Origin of the sequence: Chitinophaga filiformis, from assembly GCF_021646545.1 — a bacterium.
In the GTDB taxonomy this organism is placed as follows: Bacteria; Bacteroidota; Bacteroidia; order Chitinophagales; family Chitinophagaceae; genus Chitinophaga; species Chitinophaga filiformis_A.
In genome coordinates this window covers 14,561-30,626 of record NZ_JAKIRP010000012.1, presented here as the reverse complement: position 1 = coordinate 30,626, position 16,066 = coordinate 14,561, and the positions used below count along the sequence as shown (strand labels likewise).

The following is a 16,066-nucleotide window of genomic DNA, read 5'->3' as shown; positions in this document are numbered from 1 at the left end:
TTAAGAGATGGAGCTAAGCCAGATTAATAACCATAACTGTACTTATTGTTATTCTTACTCTTAAAGTCACCCCGCTTCCAGGCCTGAATGAACTGGGCCCAGGCAAGGGGATTAAGAATATTTTGTGGAGCCTGCTGACCAGCATAATACAGCGACTGCGCCTGTTTGTTCATGTACATGTTGGTCGCCTCGCGGGCATCCGGGGGTATATAACGTGAAAGTGCGCGCATACGGGCCTCTTCCGTATTCTTACGTGCCAGCTCGTATTCATCGTCCGGGATGTCGGAACTGACGAACGCTTTCTCAAATTCTTCCCTCGTAGGATAAGGCTTAATGATAGTAACCGGCAGATAAGTTGTGTCGTCTACCAGCAGCTGAATCATAGAGTAATTGTTTCCCGGCAGATTCATCGGGATCTTAAAATCTTTTTTCTTGAAACCCACTGCACTGAAGGTAAGGGTATCCCCTTTAAATGCAACGATCGAGAACACACCCTGGCTGTTGGAAATAGTCCCGCGGTGCTGGCCTCGCACCAGTATACTTACCGCCGGTACAGCTCTTAAGCTGTCTGCCGTCATGGTAATACCGGAAATCTGGATAATGCTGTCTTTGAACTGCGAGAGTTGGGCTTTCAGCAGGAAAGGAAAAAACAGGAAAAATAGCAGTATGTAGGTACTCTTTTTGTTCATGCCGCCTCTAAGATAAATTATTTGTTTTAAAACAGTCGCCATAGGATTGTATTCCAGTCATTATAGATGATGAATGGAAAAGAGATCGACAAAAACTATGACAGCGCTGACAAATTAAGTCGCAATTGGGTTAACTTTGCATTCTGGAATTAAAATTAACAACTATTTATGATCACAACGGAGCAGATATTGAAGGCTTTGAGCAATGTGGAAGAGCCTGATCTGGGAAAGGACCTGGTAACGCTGAATATGGTAAAAGATATTGAGATTGATGGTAATAAGGTGAAGTTCACGGTTGTCCTGACCACCCCCGCCTGCCCGCTGAAAGATCTGATCAGGAATGCCTGTGTGAATGCAATACATCACCTTGTTAGTAAGGATGCGGAAGTTCAGGTGAATATGACAGCCAACGTAAACTCCAACAGGAAAGATGGCAGAAGTGTATTACCAAACGTAAAAAATATCATCGTTGTAGCTTCCGGTAAAGGAGGTGTGGGTAAATCCACTGTAGCAGCTAACCTGGCTCTGGCCCTGTCTGAAGGCGGCGCCAGGGTAGGACTGATGGATGCAGATATTTACGGCCCGTCCGTACCCATTATGTTTGGTGTACGCGGTGAACGTCCGATGATGGAAACAGTGGAAGGTAAAGGCATGATCGTCCCCCTGGAGAAACACGGTATCAAACTGATGTCCATCGGGTCGCTGATAGATGAAAAGCAGGCAGTTGTATGGCGTGGCCCTATGGCCAGCAGCGCCCTGAAACAGTTCCTTACAGACGTGAACTGGGGAGAACTGGATTACCTGGTAATTGACACTCCTCCGGGTACGGGTGATATCCACCTGACCCTGGTGCAGACAGTGCCGGTTACAGGTGTGGTGATGGTGACCACTCCACAGGACGTAGCACTGGCAGATGCCAAGAAAGGTATTGCCATGTTTGGCGGTTCACAGATCAATGTACCGATCCTCGGACTGGTGGAAAATATGTCTTATTTCACACCGGCGGAACTGCCGAACAACAAATACTACATATTCGGCAAGGAAGGTGGTAAACGTCTCGCAGAACAGCTGGAAATACCATTCCTGGGTCAGATACCACTGGTGCAGAGCATCCGCGAAGGCGGTGATGACGGTATCCCGGCTATGGTGGGCGGAGATAGTGCCACCCAGCTGGCATTTATGGGCTTCGCCAGCATGGTAGCCCGTAACATTGCGATGAGAAACGCGAATGTACCGCCTACAAAGATCGTAGAGGTCTTTGTATAAGCGTAAAATATGCAAAGAAAAAGCCCTGCGCTACAGCGCAGGGCTTTTTTCATTATAGCAGAGAAGACAATTACAATACGAATGGCTTGCCACCCACCATTACTTCCTGGGTCGCTTCGTTGAAAGTAGCTTTCTGACCGGTGCGATAGGCCGCATTTGCCATAATAAGGGCAATGGAGTGAGAGTAAGCTGCTTCAATAGGCGCATTGGCGGGTTTGCGGTCACGTACGCTCTGCATCCAGTTGCGCATGTGGGCATTTGTCAGCGGATCACCTCCCATGTTGGCGCCGGTAGCTGCTTTGGTTTCATTGGCAGACAGTGTCATTTCAGGCAGCAGGTTAGCATGTAAGCCCATTTCCTGTGCCTCTCTTTCTGTAAGACCACCGGTAGGTGCGATCTTGTTTTTGTCAATATCGATGGTACCGCCATTGGAATAATACATTTCCTTGATACCGCCGGCAGAGTTGGAGAACCTGGAGCTGTAAGCTACCTGGAAACCGGTGGTTGGATCATTTTCAGGACCGTATTCGAATACCGCTGTGATGGTATCGGCATTGGTACGGCCATCTTTCCACATGTAAATACCGCCGTTAGCTACTGCGGTACGAGGGTGTTTCAGACCGCTGAACCAGTGTACGGTGTCGATCTGGTGGGTCATCCACTGACCGAAGATACCGGAGGAATAAGGCCAGAACAGGCGGTATTCCAGGTATTTACGTGGGTCCCATTTGTCTTTCGGACGACCAGCCAGGAAACGTTGCCAGTCAACGTCTGACTCGCGGATCTCGTTTACCAGCGCAGGTCTGCGCCAGCGTCCCGGTTGATTCACGTTCCAGGTCATTTCCACCATAGTGATAGGACCGAATTTGCCTTCCTTGATGAAATTGTTGGCAGCATGATAGCTGTCGCCACTACGGCGCTGTGTACCCACCTGGAATATCTTTCCGGAAGCTTTCACTGCTTTCAGTGCTTTACGGGCATCGTCCATGGTTTCTGCGAATGGTTTTTCGCAGTATACATCCATTCTGTTACCTACAGCTTCAATAGTATGAAAGGCGTGCTGGAAATCGGCAGTAGCAATGATCACCGCGTCCAGGTCCTTCATTTTGTATAATTCGTCATTATTAATGCAGGCCTTAACGTCATGTCCTGCTTTACCCTGCAGAAATGCCTTTCCTTCCTCACGTCTGCGATTCCAGATATCTGATACGGCAATAAGATCGAAGTTCAGCTCCTTACTGTTATTGAAGAAGCAGGGGAGCAGGGTTTGTCTCGCACGATCAGAAAATCCTACGAGTCCTACGTTGACCCTGTCATTGGCACCCATAATGCGGGCGTAGCTGCTGGCAGGCAGCCCCATTGCGCTGAGTGTAACACCTGCGCCGGTGAGCAGGGAATCTTTCAGGAATTCACGACGTGATTTCATTTCTATATAGATTTAAAGTTTTGACAGTTTATAGGCCGTTTTTATCTGGTCATGCATATACTCCAGCGTTGGTTTTCCCTGCTGCGGCATATTGTCCCAGCGGCATTCCAGGGAGATCCTGCCGGTATAATGAATACTTGCCAGTGCAGCGATATAAGGCGCTACATCGTTGCCGGTAGAACCGGGAGCCGTTCTTTTCTCTCTTTCTGCAATATGACAGTGCACCAGGTTCTTCGCTGCCTTTCTGATCATATCGGGCGATTCATGTTCCTTCAGCATATGATAAATATCGGCCGTCAGCTTGAAATTGGGATGGTGTACGGCTGTTACAATGGCATCTGCTTCTGCCAGGGTATTCACAAAGTTGGTCTCGGTGCTGTTCAGGTTCTCAATGGCAATAACACAATCGTATTTCCCCGCTACGACCGCCATTTTGCGGCATAGGTCGATGAACTGCAGGGTGGCTGTATCTTTATTATAATTATCCGGCAGTTTGCGGGAGCCACCACTGCCTAATACGATTACGTGGATGCCTGCCCGTTTGGCCCTGGCCATTACACCGTCTACATAGGTGAGTACCTGTTGCTCGTTGACATTATTACCTGTGAGCCGGATTTCCCCCGGGAAAAAGACATTACATACCTGTACCTTACACTGCATTTTCCGCAATTGCGCAAGATGGAGGCGAAATGTATCTTCCGGGATGGCGGGAGACAGCAGTTTCTGTACAGTTTCTTCAATGTAATCATAGCCGGCAGCATGTAACAAACTATCATTCATGCGCGAGGTAGCAACGCCAACCTGGGGAGCCTTCACTTGTGCATTCGATTGCAAAGCACAAAGGAAGAGGGCTAAAAATATCAATCCGGAATAGTTTTTCATATCATTTTTTTCATGAACGCGGTGGTCAAAAGTTAGGAACATTATTTTAAAAATCCAAATGGGTGGGGGATGAGCGGTATGCGGATAAACCCGTCAGGCACTTTCAGAATCTTTTTACTATATTTATATAAGACCGGAAATAGTATTCCAGAATTTGCTAATATTTTCATTTCAAACGGCATTGCTTAAGTTTTACTTAACTTTGCGCCCCAAATCAATCATTTATGAACAGACAGGAACTGGTGAATCTGATAAAGGAGAGGCAATCTTATCTCTGTGTGGGATTAGACACAGATCTTCACAAGATTCCCCGCCACTTACTCTCTCATCCTGACCCGGTATTTGCTTTTAACAAAGCGATCATTGACGCGACAAAGGATCTTTGTGTATCCTACAAGATCAATACTGCTTTTTACGAGTGTATGGGCATCCGCGGATGGGAAAGCCTGCAACGCACGGTGGAGTACATCCCTTCCGGCCTGTTTACCATTGCTGACGCCAAGCGTGGTGATATAGGCAATACTTCCACACAATACGCCAAAACATTCTTTGAAACATACAATTTCGATGCAGTGACTGTAGCGCCTTATATGGGCCGCGACAGTGTACTGCCTTTTCTGTCTTTCAACGAAAAATGGACCATCCTGCTGGGCCTCACTTCCAATGAAGGCAGCCAGGACTTCCAGTTACAGCAGTCTGGCGATGAGTACCTCTATGAAAAGGTAATGAAAGCCGCTATGAACTGGGGAACGCCTGATAATCTGATGTTTGTGGTAGGCGCTACCCAGACGTCGCAGTTAGGTTATATCCGTCAGCTGGTGCCGGACAATTTCTTCCTGGTACCAGGTGTTGGCGCCCAGGGTGGCGACCTGCAGGAGATTTCCTCCCAGGCAATGAACAAAGACTGCGGTCTGCTGGTAAATGCAAGCCGTTCAATCATTTACGCGGGTAATGGCGAAGACTTTGCCAATGATGCCCGCGCTGCCGCCCTGCAGTTGCAGCAGGAAATGGCGGAGTGCCTGGAAGCAAAACAGACATTGGCAGACAGCTAAACGGCTGTTGCCTGGCATAATGCAGTCCATAGTCAGTAGAATGGTCCATTTGGGAATGTTCTTCAGACTATGGACTTTTTTTGTGGATGAAGTCTTAAATTGAGAAAGACTTATAAAACGTGTTCCACATGCTTAAAGACCTGTTTCAATCCCCCGATTATTTCCACATAGACGATTTGTTGACCGAAGAACATCTGATGGTACGTGACGCCGTACGGCAATGGGTGAAAAAAGAAGTTTCGCCTGTTATTGAAGATGCCTGCCAGCACGCTACCTTTCCTTCACAGATTATCAAGGGCTTAGGCGAATTAGGCTGCTTTGGCCCGACCATTCCGCAGGAATATGGCGGCGGCGGTATGGACCATATCGCTTATGGACTAATGATGCAGGAACTGGAAAGAGGGGACAGCGGGATAAGGTCTACCGCCTCAGTACAGGGCTCCCTCGTAATGTACCCGATCTATACCTTCGGCAGCGAAGAACAGAAACGCAAATACCTGCCTAAACTGGCTACGGGAGAGTGGATGGGTTGCTTCGGACTGACCGAACCGGACTTCGGTTCCAATCCTTCCGGTATGATCACCCACTTTAAAGATGCAGGCGATCACGTTATCCTGAATGGCTCCAAAATGTGGATCTCCAATGCTCCCTTTGCACAGATAGCAGTTGTATGGGCAAAAGATGAAGAAGGCGTGATAAGAGGCCTCATCGTGGAAAGAGGAATGGAAGGATTCTCCACGCCGGAAACCAAAGGTAAATGGAGCCTCCGGGCCAGCGCTACGGGTGAGCTGGTATTCGACAATGTAAAGGTGCCAAAAGAGAATATCCTGCCAAACGTGAAAGGTCTCAAGGGCCCGCTCAGTTGTCTTTCTTCTGCCCGTTACGGAATTGCCTGGGGAGTAACAGGTGCTGCGATGGATTGTTATGACACCGCTTTACGATATGCTAAAGAGCGTATTCAGTTTGATAAACCCATTGCCGGTTTCCAGCTCACTCAGAAAAAGCTGGCGGAAATGATCACGGAGATTACTAAAGCCCAACTCATGAACTGGCGCCTCGGCGTGCTGAAAAACGAAGGGAAAGCCACTCCTGCCCAGATCTCTATGGCCAAGCGTAATGCCTGCGAAATAGCCACCAACATCGCCAGGGAAGCCCGCCGGATATTAGGAGGAATGGGTATCACCGGCGAATTCCCCATCATGCGCCATATGATGAACCTGGAAAGTGTGATCACTTATGAAGGCACACATGAAATTCATTTACTGATCACCGGGCATGATATCACCGGCCTGGATGCATTTCATTGATGCAATTGTCTATCTTTCCGCGAATAAAATTTCAGCTACGAGGTTCATGCATACTATTACGGATAGATTGGCAATTATAAAACAACTGGCCATTTTGTTGTTTTTCTTCTGCATCAGTGCCACCACTTTTGCCCAGCGACTGGTGACATTGGAAGGAAAAGCACAGGGCACCTATTATATCATCAAATATCTTTCTGACGATACCGTTTCTCTGCAGCACGCGATCGACTCCGTTTTTGCAGAGATAGACCAGTCATTGTCCCTGTATAAGCCGGGCTCTCTTATCAACCGTTTTAATGAAGGAAATGCAGTGCATATGGATCATCATATGCAGGCAGTCGTAACAAGGGCATTACAGATCAGCAAAGCAACGAACGGCGCCTTTGATATTACGGTGAAGCCGCTTGTAGATGCCTGGGGATTTGGTGTGCACAAACCTGCAGTACAAAAGGTACCGGCAGCCGATACTTTACGGCACATCCTGTCGTATGTGGGGTACGGGTATTTAGAGATCCGCAGCCAGCAACTTATAAAGAAGAAAAAAGGTGTGGAGATTGATTGTAACGGTATTGCACAGGGATATACCTCAGATGCAATGGCCCGCTTACTTGAACAGAAAGCGATCGGGAATTATCTCGTGGATGTTGGTGGTGAATTATGCAGCAAAGGGCATAATCAGCATGGCAAAATCTGGACAGTGGGTATCGAGCGTCCCGCAACAGACGATAATGCATATCCCGTGCAGGCACTGTTGGCGATGGATAACAAAGCCATCACGACCAGCGGCAATTACCGTCGTTTCTTCGATCAGGGGGGCACCCGTTTTGCACATAGCATCAACCCGGCTACAGGTGAGGCATTGCATAGCAACATCGTGAGTGTAACGGTTATAGCGGGAGACGCGATCACGGCAGATGGATATGACAATGCACTGATCTTGATGGGGGTGGAGCATGGACTATCATTTATCGCACAACATCCGGAATACGGACTGGAAGCATATTTTATCTACAAAGACGAACAGGGGAAAATCCGGGAACGTTTTTCTCCCGGCTTTGAGAAGCTGCTGATCAGATAAAAGAAGGCCCTGTAGTGATACAGGACCTTCATCGGAAAAGTGGTTTTTTATAGAATATGCCTACTTAGTTAATATGTACCCGCAGCCCCACGTTGGCCTGTACTACATTATAGTTTGTAATTTCCTGCAGCTTATACGGCGAATAGGTGTATTGCACACTGGCATTGAATAGCACCGGAGAGCCTTTGCCGAAAGGAATATTGATACCTACTTCAGGTGAAGCGGCAAATTGCCAGCTGTTGTCCCTGTCTGTAAATTCCCCCCAGTATTTGTTGTACAACATATTTACTGTACCCACACCTAATCCCACATATGGAATGATGGCGCGATCGGGTTTGGTCAGCTGATACTGCACAGTAGCCAGTATTGGCGTAACTTCCAGTGAACGGGATTGCACAGCTGAGATATCCCCGCTCTTTGTAGGATACACTGCGCGAGGCAGTCTTTGATAGAACTGCTGATAGCCGCTTCTGAGGCCCACCGCCAGCTGGTCATTTAACTGGTATTGGATGCCTGCCCGCCAGCCGCGGAAACTTGTTTTATCGGTATAATCTTTCAGCGAACCGAGAGGTTGCCCTATAGAATAATCTACGTTAATGGATAAAGGGGAGCGTACCTGTGAAAAAGCAGTTTGTACTCCCAGGAAAGCGATCATTGTCAATATCCAAAGCTTCATACTTTTCATCTCTGTCTCTTTTAAAGTGAATCATTAATTGTTTGCCTTCAGGTAAGTAGACTGTGCAAAAACAGCAGATACCATACTATCAACGTTGCTGATGTTCCATACGCCGCTGCCACGCAGCATAGCATTCCATACGGCCACCAGCTGATTGTTCTTTGCGTTTTTCAGGTCAACAATGTCGATGGACACTGCGCGTTCTTTCTGGTACACCTGGTAGTAGGTTGGCCAGTAATAGCCGTAGCCTGGGTACCCCCAGTAGAAGGGATCGAAATAACCACCTATGCCGCTCCAATAGCCGGGGTCATAGTAAACAGCGCTGTAAGTGTTGTCAATCCGGGTGAGGTTCACAGCCAGGTCTGGTTTAGCAGCCCTGCTCACCTGTGTGTATCCTCTTGCCGTCAGCGACTGCGTCACGTCTGCAATCAGTTTTTTGTCATAGTCCGTCAACGCACGCTCATCGTTATTGGAATTACTGGCGACCGCTACGGAGTCGACAATACTAAAGGTCTTGTAGGAAGTAAAATCGACACTGTCTGCGCGGTTTGTTACGTAGATTCTTGATTCTTCTTCTGTCATGTCTTTAAGTGGATCTTTGCCACAACTGCTGAATGACAATACCAGGCCCAATGCTGCGCTCATTAATAACATTACTCTTTTCATATTCACGGGTTTTTATTTTGTTGCTATTTCAGCAGGTAGAGGGAGGAAATGAGACAGGCTGTTACGTATGATATAACAGTAAGTGTGCCAACAGCTGGTTGCAGAGCAGCACAATCTTTTAACGTATTTGAACTGGTGATGTTACATGAAGTTTATCTGCGAAATGTTAAGGTATTCCTAAAATAAGGGAGACATTCTTCAGGCAGGCAGAAGCATGTAACGTAATCTTATCCAGTGTATTGTATTAATCCGGGGAATGTATGTAATAATAAAGGCAACTGGTCGCGGCCGAGGATCGCGTGTGTGTAACCGAGGACCCACTGGAACATAACACAATTATACGCGGCAATCGGCTCCGTAGGTGCGGTGCGTTTGTAGCGCGGGGTTTCAACCCCGGGTAATAAAATCGGGAAACAAAACATCAATCGGTCCGCCCTGGCCGATCGTGCGTTTGAACGCCGGGTTTTCAACCCCGTGACATAAAAATTCAGGAATGATGTAAAGAGATAGGAAGGATCGATTTTTCCTCTAATATGGCCTTTAATTGCCCTGCAGACGTAAAATGGATACCATCTATACCACAGGCTGCAGCGCCGCGTATATTGCGCTCATTATCGTCAATAAAAAGGGTTGACGAGGCGTCCAGCTGGTAGCGGTCCAGCAGTAGATTATAAAACGCAGGGTCCGGCTTACGGATCTTTTCCCTGCCGGATACCACAATACCGTCAAACCATTGCAGGAAAGGGTAATTCAAAAGCGCCAGGGGGAATGTTTCATTGGACCAGTTGGTCAGTGCGTAAAGCTTATATTGGTTACTTTCTTTCAGTTCCTGTAAAATATCCACAGTTTCCTGGATAGGCCCGCCCAGCATCTCCTTCCAGCGGCCATAATAAGCCCGTATTTCGGCCTCAAACTTTGGAAACTGGCATATCAGCATCTCGGTGGCTTCCTGCAGACTTCTGCCGGCATCCTGTTCCTCATTCCAGGCAGAGGTACAGACATTGGTGAGGAAAAACTCAGTTTCTGCGGCTGTTGAAAAGACCTTATTATAGAGATAACGCGGATTCCAGTCTATCAGCACAGCACCCAGATCAAACACCAGATTGGAATAATTTTTAACAGCAGCAGTCTTCATGTGGATAAAGGTAGTCTATTTTATAGATTAAGGAAAAATATAAATTGTTACAAGATAATAAGATATCCTGAATATATTCTGGTTATTTCCGCTCCCGCATCTCGCGAAGTAAACGGATACTTAACAGGGTGATGAGCACAATAATGCTGACTATTCCTGTCCAGATCCACCTTTTACTCGTGAAAACGGTATTATTCGTTTCAGCTGCAGGTGAAGGCACATTTTTTATAACGGCCGGAACGGGTGTGATATTGCCTGCTTCCAGTGCAGGTATCTGTGCCGGCAGCTTATTGGCGAAATAAGGAAGGTCATAAACCGGTGCGGCCACATCCGGAGCACCTGTTTTCAGGATGTAGCTCTTTCCTTTTTCCAGCCAGGCAGTAAGATAAATATGCCGCTGCAGGACGCTGATATCTTTGACCTGTAAAGCCGGATTATCTTCATTTTTTATAATGATGTAACATTGTTTTGTTTTGAGTGGCGTATTTAATTTAAAAACAGCCGGCTGGCCGGAAACAAGGGCAAATTCTTGCGAAGGCGTCAATCCACTGGTATCTTCCGTAACGTATAAATACCGTTTGAAATAGGCCGGAGCAGCCACTGTCAATTTCAGTTGCTCAATAAGGTATTTCTCTTTGAATTGCAGTTGGATAATCGTTCTACGGGATACTGTATTGTTTTTCACAGTTATAACCGGAGAGGGCAGGTCGACGAATGGTGTATCATGCTGTAAAATGTAAGAAACAGCGGTCTCCCCGTCAAAGAGCCGTACATCTGTCAACGCAGTATCATAGCTTTTGGCAACGAACGCCGGATGTAAGGTGATATTATAAATACCTGTTTCGCCAATAGCGGGCAAACCTGCCTGCCAGGTAAATTGTTGTGCACTGGCAGGCAGTATACCCGTTACGATGAACAGGAAAAGGAATAATTGTATAAACTTAATTGGCAGTCTGGTTTTCATCTGTCAGTAATATTTTTTTCAAACGCTGATACATAAAGGAAATGATCAGCAGTATAACACCAAGCGAAATAAAAGCGGCAATCTTGCCTCCTTCTGACAGATCGTGCAGATCGAATAAAAACAGTTTCAGCAAAGTCAATGCAAATAAACTGATGGAGATGATACGTACCTGTTTGGATTGCCATTTGAAGCCCAGATAGATCAGCATAAATGCAAAAGCGCCCCAGAGGATGGTATACCCTGTACGTTGACTGTTGTTGGTGATATCGCTGGTATGGACATTGGGTTGCCAGGTGCTCAGCGCTACTATATGATCAAGCGAGGCGCTTAACACGTATACTAATGAAAAGGTAGCTACCCATTGGAAAATATGCACGTATTTTTTATTGCGGATCATCTTCACTGTCAGGTATGCCTGGTAGAGCATAGTCAGTAACGAGGCGATCAGCACGTAAGTAAGCAGGAAATGCCCCAGCGGTTTATGTTCTTCGAGGTAGGCTGAGCGTACATCGATGATATCGTCATTATACAGCACCATGAATACCAGTATGAAGACCGCAGAAAGTCCTACAGACAACATTCTGAATATAACATGCTCTTTTCTGCTGAGGTAGTGCAGGGTGCAGATGAACAGGTAATTATAAATACCTGTGTTAATGATCGTAACAGCAGGCCAGTAAATCTGGGATTGATAGTATAGTTCCAGTATACCCACTATATAAATAACAGCCAGCGCAAAGACACCCAGGGCCCGCCTTAGCATAGGTACCGGGATCTCAATGAAGTATTGCTTATCCAGGTCTTTTTTCAGTAACCGTCTTATGATGAACAAGGCAGCGATGCATACAATTCCGGTAATAAATCCCTGGTTGAGCAATGGCCACATATGCCGGCCACCGGCATAACGCAGGTCGTCATATGTCTGTTGCCAGTCTACCATAAGACTGACACTCATCATGAAGAAAACAATCCCCGAAGCATATTGCATCAGCGCTATACGTGAGCGTTGGTATAACCATAACAATAACACCGATTCCGCCGCCCAGAAGAGCGTAATGTGGTTACCTTTCAGTTGTACCGGCGCAGCAAGGCTCAGGAAGCTCAATGTCAAGCCGATCAACAGGTAGATCAGGTTCTTATCGGCGTGCTGATTGCGGTACAGTGAATAGGCGAAAGCAAAGTTGAACACTGCCATGCACGCGGTAAACAATCCATGGAAGACGCCTCCATGTATATGCGACAATATGATCATGCCCGCGGCATAATACAGGAAAGTATTACTGAGCAAGATCAGTATCTCAGCTGCCTTAAAATGCACACGCTGCCGGAGGTTGTTGATCACATTCATCAGGAAGAACACTACATAGAACAAGGTCGCAAATACCAGCCCTGTAACATAGGGAACGGGCCTGGTAGCTTCCTGTGCAATACTGACAGACAGCCAGCTGCCAAAGAGCAGGACAGTAGCTATATAACTGATGATGTTAACGATATTCCACTTCTTGTAATATGCCAGTATCAGCATACCCACATTCAGGATCAGGATATAAGTAAACAGTACGGCTGCATTGCCCGCGCCAGTACTGATCAGCAGGGGAGAGGAGAATCCGCCGAGTATTGCCAGAACGGCCAGTTCTTTCCGGTCGTAACTGAGCGACAATAGAACAGTGAAGGCGGTGATCAGCACCATCATAATGAAAGCCAGCGTCTGACCAATCAGGTGATATTGCTGGAAGGCAATTGTGATACTGAAATAGAGGACTGCCACCCCACCGCCTACCAGTACAGAACTGAAAGCTGTGAAGGTCTTCCGCAGGCGGTGTGCGACGCCTATCAGGATACCGCCGCAAACGATGCCTATAAAGGTCCTGCCGATCTCGTTGATCCAGTTTTTGTCTATCGCGTATTTCAGGAAGAATCCGATACCGATAACGAGAATAGCGATACCAATCTTGTTGAACAGGTTCTCTCCGATGAATTTTTCCAGATCCGGGTTCTTTTCCCAGAAAGTAGGAGTGGGTTCCTGCGGCCTTGCCGGTTCATGCATAGCTACAGGCGCTGTTACCGGAGCAGTAAATGCCGCCTCCCTTGCCGCCTGTGGCAATTCAGGGACAGGCTCTGGCGCTACAGATGGAGTGACCACCTCAACAACAGGTGGCGCTTCCGGTACCACGATCGGAGGAACTACCGGTGGAACAGGCGGTGCAGGCTCAGGCTGCATCGTTGGTTGCCTATGGTAGTCAGGTGAGATAGTTTTTTCTTCTTTTGTTGTTGGGGCAACTCTATCCCGCTGTCTCATGAGAAGATCCAACTTATGGTTCATCTCTTCTATTTTACTTGTGAGGTCATTCTTTGTAATAAACACCATTATGAGAATGACGATCAGAAGTATAAAGGTAAATACAGCCATAAAGTGTAGGTATTGTTGGGAATATTACATGAATATAGTCTTTTGTTAATAAAAAGCCCCGTATTCAGTGCGAACACGAGGCGATATCAACATTGCAACTGAGTAAACGAATGGTTGGTTATTCAGCATCTCCGGATCGGCCTGCACTGGTTTGAGCGAAAATCTCCTGAAAAATGTCCCATGCCTTTCAGCCAATAGAGTAACAGCACCGCCGTCGGAATACAGGTGATTGATTTTCATTATTAAACAAATATATTATATATTTTAATAAAAAGAAATATTAGAGAGAAATTGAGGTGTTTTCCCACTATTACCCTGGAAGAATGACAGGAACAGAGGCGGCGTGCCCTGATCTTTGCACTAATTGAAAAACCCTGCGCACAAATGCACAGGGTTCCACTTTATTCTATACGGAACAGTATTACTTTATCTCCTTGGCCAAATGATGGCAAGCCATCACATATCCTTTACTAAGATATAACCGGTGTGCCGGATGTAATGCATATCCACTATCCAGATGAACATTTTTTATTCCCCTTTCTTTCGCCTGATTATCCACATAATCCAGCAAAGCGCCTGCATAACCATGACCTCTGTATTCAGGCAGGGTAAACAGATCATCAATGTAAATGATCTTTCCCGTTCTCAGCTGGGTTAAAGTCCTGAAACTTGTAAAAGCTGCGGCTTTTTTCCCATCATCCGAAAGAATGTAAACGAGCTCGAAGAACTCATGCTTCATCGCTTGCAGGATCTGTTCCACAAAGGTTTTCGGATCAGCATTTTCCCTGAACTGAAGGATCGCTTCCCTTGCAAGTTCGATGTCTTCTTTTGTCTGTGCTTTTACTATTTTCATATGGCGTTGTTTTAAATGCTACAACGCAAAATTAAAAGCGCAGACAAGGCGTGTCAGGGACCAGATGATTATTATCGGGTGTACCACCAAAATTATTTCCCCAGGCTGTCTGCGGCTTTTCTTAAAATACGAACAGCTTCTTTCATTTCTTCTTCCTGCAGAGAAGCAAAGCCAAACCTGCATGCATTGAGCCTGCCATTTATCTCCTCATTGTAGACACTGCCTGTAAAAGCCATTCCCATAGTACCGGCTTTCTTAATTATCATAGATAAAGGGTAAGCTGGTTTAAACCTTAACCACAGAGCCATACCACCGGTTGGCTTCGTGAAATCGACAACATCACTTAACTGATCGCTGATCAGATCAGATAACACATCACAACGCTGTGCATATAACTTGTTCGCCTTCTTTATATGTCGTGCGAGTTCCCCGCTGTTTATAAGACCTGCAATAGTTTGTTCCATGAGCACTTCTCCTCTCAGATCGATCAACGCTCTCAATTTAGCTGCGGACTGTATAAATTCCCGTGTGGCGATCATGTATCCAAAACGGAAAGGAGTACCCAGCACTTTCGTAAGTGATCCGATATAGATGATCTTTCCTCCATGATCTCCACTTGCCAAAGGTAAATAGGGATCATACTGGAATTGGAAATCATAATCGTAATCATCTTCAATGACAGCAAGATCATAGGCTTTTATCAGCTGCAGCAAGTGATTCCTCCGTTGGGCGCTCAACGTAACAGTAGTGGGATGATGGTGATGCGGAATAACATACAACAAGCGCACGTCATTGTTTTTGAGGATCTCTTCCAATGGTTCAGTACACATGCCATCTTCATCCATCGGCACGCGGATGAGTTGTGCGCCAAGTTGTTCAAATAGCGTATCAGCGAGTATATAGCTGGGATCACTGACCACTACTTTATCGCCCGGTTGGATGATCAATGATGCGGCAACATAAATTGCCATTTGTGCGCCGCGGGAAGTAAGCAGGTTTTCCAGACCAATGTCCATTCCCCGTGTCTGGTTGAGGAAGCTACACAGCGACTTCCTGAAATCGGGTGAACCTTCCGCATTCCATTCTGTGCCGATCCTGTTCAGCGTAGCATGCTCCAGTACACTTCTGTATTCCTTTAATATAGCTTCTGTCGGAAGAATGGAAATATCAGGGAAACCATCATTTACAACGATGTGCGATTTAGCAAGAGATACTGAAGGATAAAATACCGTTTCCAGTTTTTCGTAGCTGAACCCACTGATCCCTTTATATGCGCTCAATCTGTTTGTATTATACGACCTGGGTTTGATCACCGGTAAACGGGGCGACACCGCGTAACCTTTGCGTGGCAGATTGTCTACCCAGTCTTCCGTTACCAGGGCATTATAGGCAGCCATGATAGTCTTCCTGTGCAATTGCAGGTCGTTTGCCAGCGTACGGGTGCTGGGCAATTCAGTGCCGGGCAGAAGTTTTCCCTCCTGGATCAGGTTGATGAATTGAAGCGCAAGCTGCCTGTATACTGCTACACTACTTTTTTTATCTATAAGGATGAGATTCTTGTACGGAAGCATAGCTGAAAATTTATCTGTCACGTTGCACAGGCCGAAGATAGGCAGGGACTAAATGAAATCAAAATGGCGAAATGTAGTTAAACGCACGTTC

Annotated in this window: 14 protein-coding genes; 4 read left to right on the top strand and 10 right to left on the bottom strand. The window is 46.5% G+C overall.

Translation table 11 applies throughout. From position 1 onward, the window contains the following. Nucleotides 1-23 precede the first annotated feature (23 nt). Entirely contained in the window at nt 24-689 is a 666-nt protein-coding gene (locus L3C95_RS24365; protein ID WP_236391642.1) for a carboxypeptidase-like regulatory domain-containing protein, read from the bottom strand. A gap of 168 nt (nt 690-857) precedes the next feature. Here L3C95_RS24365 and L3C95_RS24360 point away from each other — a divergent pair, with 168 nt between their 5' ends. Then, nucleotides 858-1,955 (top strand): Mrp/NBP35 family ATP-binding protein, encoded by a 1,098-nt coding sequence (locus L3C95_RS24360; RefSeq protein ID WP_236391640.1) that lies wholly within the window; start codon nt 858-860, stop codon nt 1,953-1,955. Between the two features lie 70 nt (nt 1,956-2,025). Here the strand turns inward: L3C95_RS24360 and L3C95_RS24355 are convergent, their stop codons facing one another. Together L3C95_RS24355 and L3C95_RS24350 are read right to left on the bottom strand one after the other, a co-directional pair. Beyond that, a complete protein-coding gene (locus L3C95_RS24355; RefSeq protein ID WP_236391636.1) occupies nt 2,026-3,381 on the bottom strand; it encodes a Gfo/Idh/MocA family protein in 1,356 nt (451 codons plus the stop codon). A 12-nt stretch (nt 3,382-3,393) separates the two neighbouring features. After that, a complete protein-coding gene (locus tag L3C95_RS24350; RefSeq protein WP_236391633.1) occupies nt 3,394-4,263 on the bottom strand; it encodes a sugar phosphate isomerase/epimerase family protein in 870 nt (289 codons plus the stop codon). Nucleotides 4,264-4,487: 224 nt separating this feature from the next. On the opposite strand from L3C95_RS24350, the gene pyrF reads away from it, so the two are divergent. The 3 genes from pyrF to L3C95_RS24335 all read left to right on the top strand — a co-directional run bounded on the left by pyrF (nt 4,488) and on the right by L3C95_RS24335 (nt 7,700). Continuing rightward, nucleotides 4,488-5,315 carry an orotidine-5'-phosphate decarboxylase gene (gene pyrF / locus L3C95_RS24345; protein WP_236391631.1) on the top strand — a complete coding sequence of 276 codons (828 nt, stop codon included), beginning with the start codon at nt 4,488-4,490 and terminating at the stop codon, nt 5,313-5,315. Nucleotides 5,316-5,443: 128 nt separating this feature from the next. Continuing rightward, nucleotides 5,444-6,622 carry an acyl-CoA dehydrogenase family protein gene (locus L3C95_RS24340; RefSeq protein WP_236391629.1) on the top strand — a complete coding sequence of 393 codons (1,179 nt, stop codon included), beginning with the start codon at nt 5,444-5,446 and terminating at the stop codon, nt 6,620-6,622. 46 nt (nt 6,623-6,668) lie between these two features. Then, a complete protein-coding gene (locus L3C95_RS24335) occupies nt 6,669-7,700 on the top strand; it encodes an FAD:protein FMN transferase (protein ID WP_236391626.1) in 1,032 nt (343 codons plus the stop codon). Between the two features lie 64 nt (nt 7,701-7,764). On the opposite strand, the gene L3C95_RS24330 is transcribed toward L3C95_RS24335, so the two are convergent. The 7 genes from L3C95_RS24330 to L3C95_RS24300 all read right to left on the bottom strand — a co-directional run bounded on the left by L3C95_RS24330 (nt 7,765) and on the right by L3C95_RS24300 (nt 15,975). Next, nucleotides 7,765-8,385 (bottom strand): outer membrane beta-barrel protein, encoded by a 621-nt coding sequence (locus L3C95_RS24330; RefSeq protein WP_236391623.1) that lies wholly within the window; start codon nt 8,383-8,385, stop codon nt 7,765-7,767. A gap of 24 nt (nt 8,386-8,409) precedes the next feature. After that, entirely contained in the window at nt 8,410-9,042 is a 633-nt protein-coding gene (locus L3C95_RS24325) for a DUF4136 domain-containing protein (protein ID WP_236391621.1), read from the bottom strand. Nucleotides 9,043-9,529: 487 nt separating this feature from the next. Next, the gene (locus tag L3C95_RS24320; protein WP_236391618.1) at nt 9,530-10,177 is read right to left on the bottom strand and encodes an HAD family hydrolase; all 648 of its coding nucleotides are present in this window, start codon (nt 10,175-10,177) and stop codon (nt 9,530-9,532) included. A gap of 82 nt (nt 10,178-10,259) precedes the next feature. Then, a complete protein-coding gene (locus L3C95_RS24315) occupies nt 10,260-11,141 on the bottom strand; it encodes a hypothetical protein (protein ID WP_236391615.1) in 882 nt (293 codons plus the stop codon). Then, nucleotides 11,119-13,464 carry a DUF2339 domain-containing protein gene (locus tag L3C95_RS24310; protein ID WP_236391613.1) on the bottom strand — a complete coding sequence of 782 codons (2,346 nt, stop codon included), beginning with the start codon at nt 13,462-13,464 and terminating at the stop codon, nt 11,119-11,121. Before L3C95_RS24310 ends, L3C95_RS24315 begins: the two co-directional genes overlap by 23 nt. 508 nt (nt 13,465-13,972) lie before the next feature. Further along, the gene (locus L3C95_RS24305) at nt 13,973-14,404 is read right to left on the bottom strand and encodes a GNAT family N-acetyltransferase (RefSeq protein WP_236391611.1); all 432 of its coding nucleotides are present in this window, start codon (nt 14,402-14,404) and stop codon (nt 13,973-13,975) included. A gap of 92 nt (nt 14,405-14,496) precedes the next feature. Beyond that, entirely contained in the window at nt 14,497-15,975 is a 1,479-nt protein-coding gene (locus L3C95_RS24300) for a PLP-dependent aminotransferase family protein (protein WP_236391608.1), read from the bottom strand. Between the last annotated feature and the right edge of the window lie 91 nt (nt 15,976-16,066).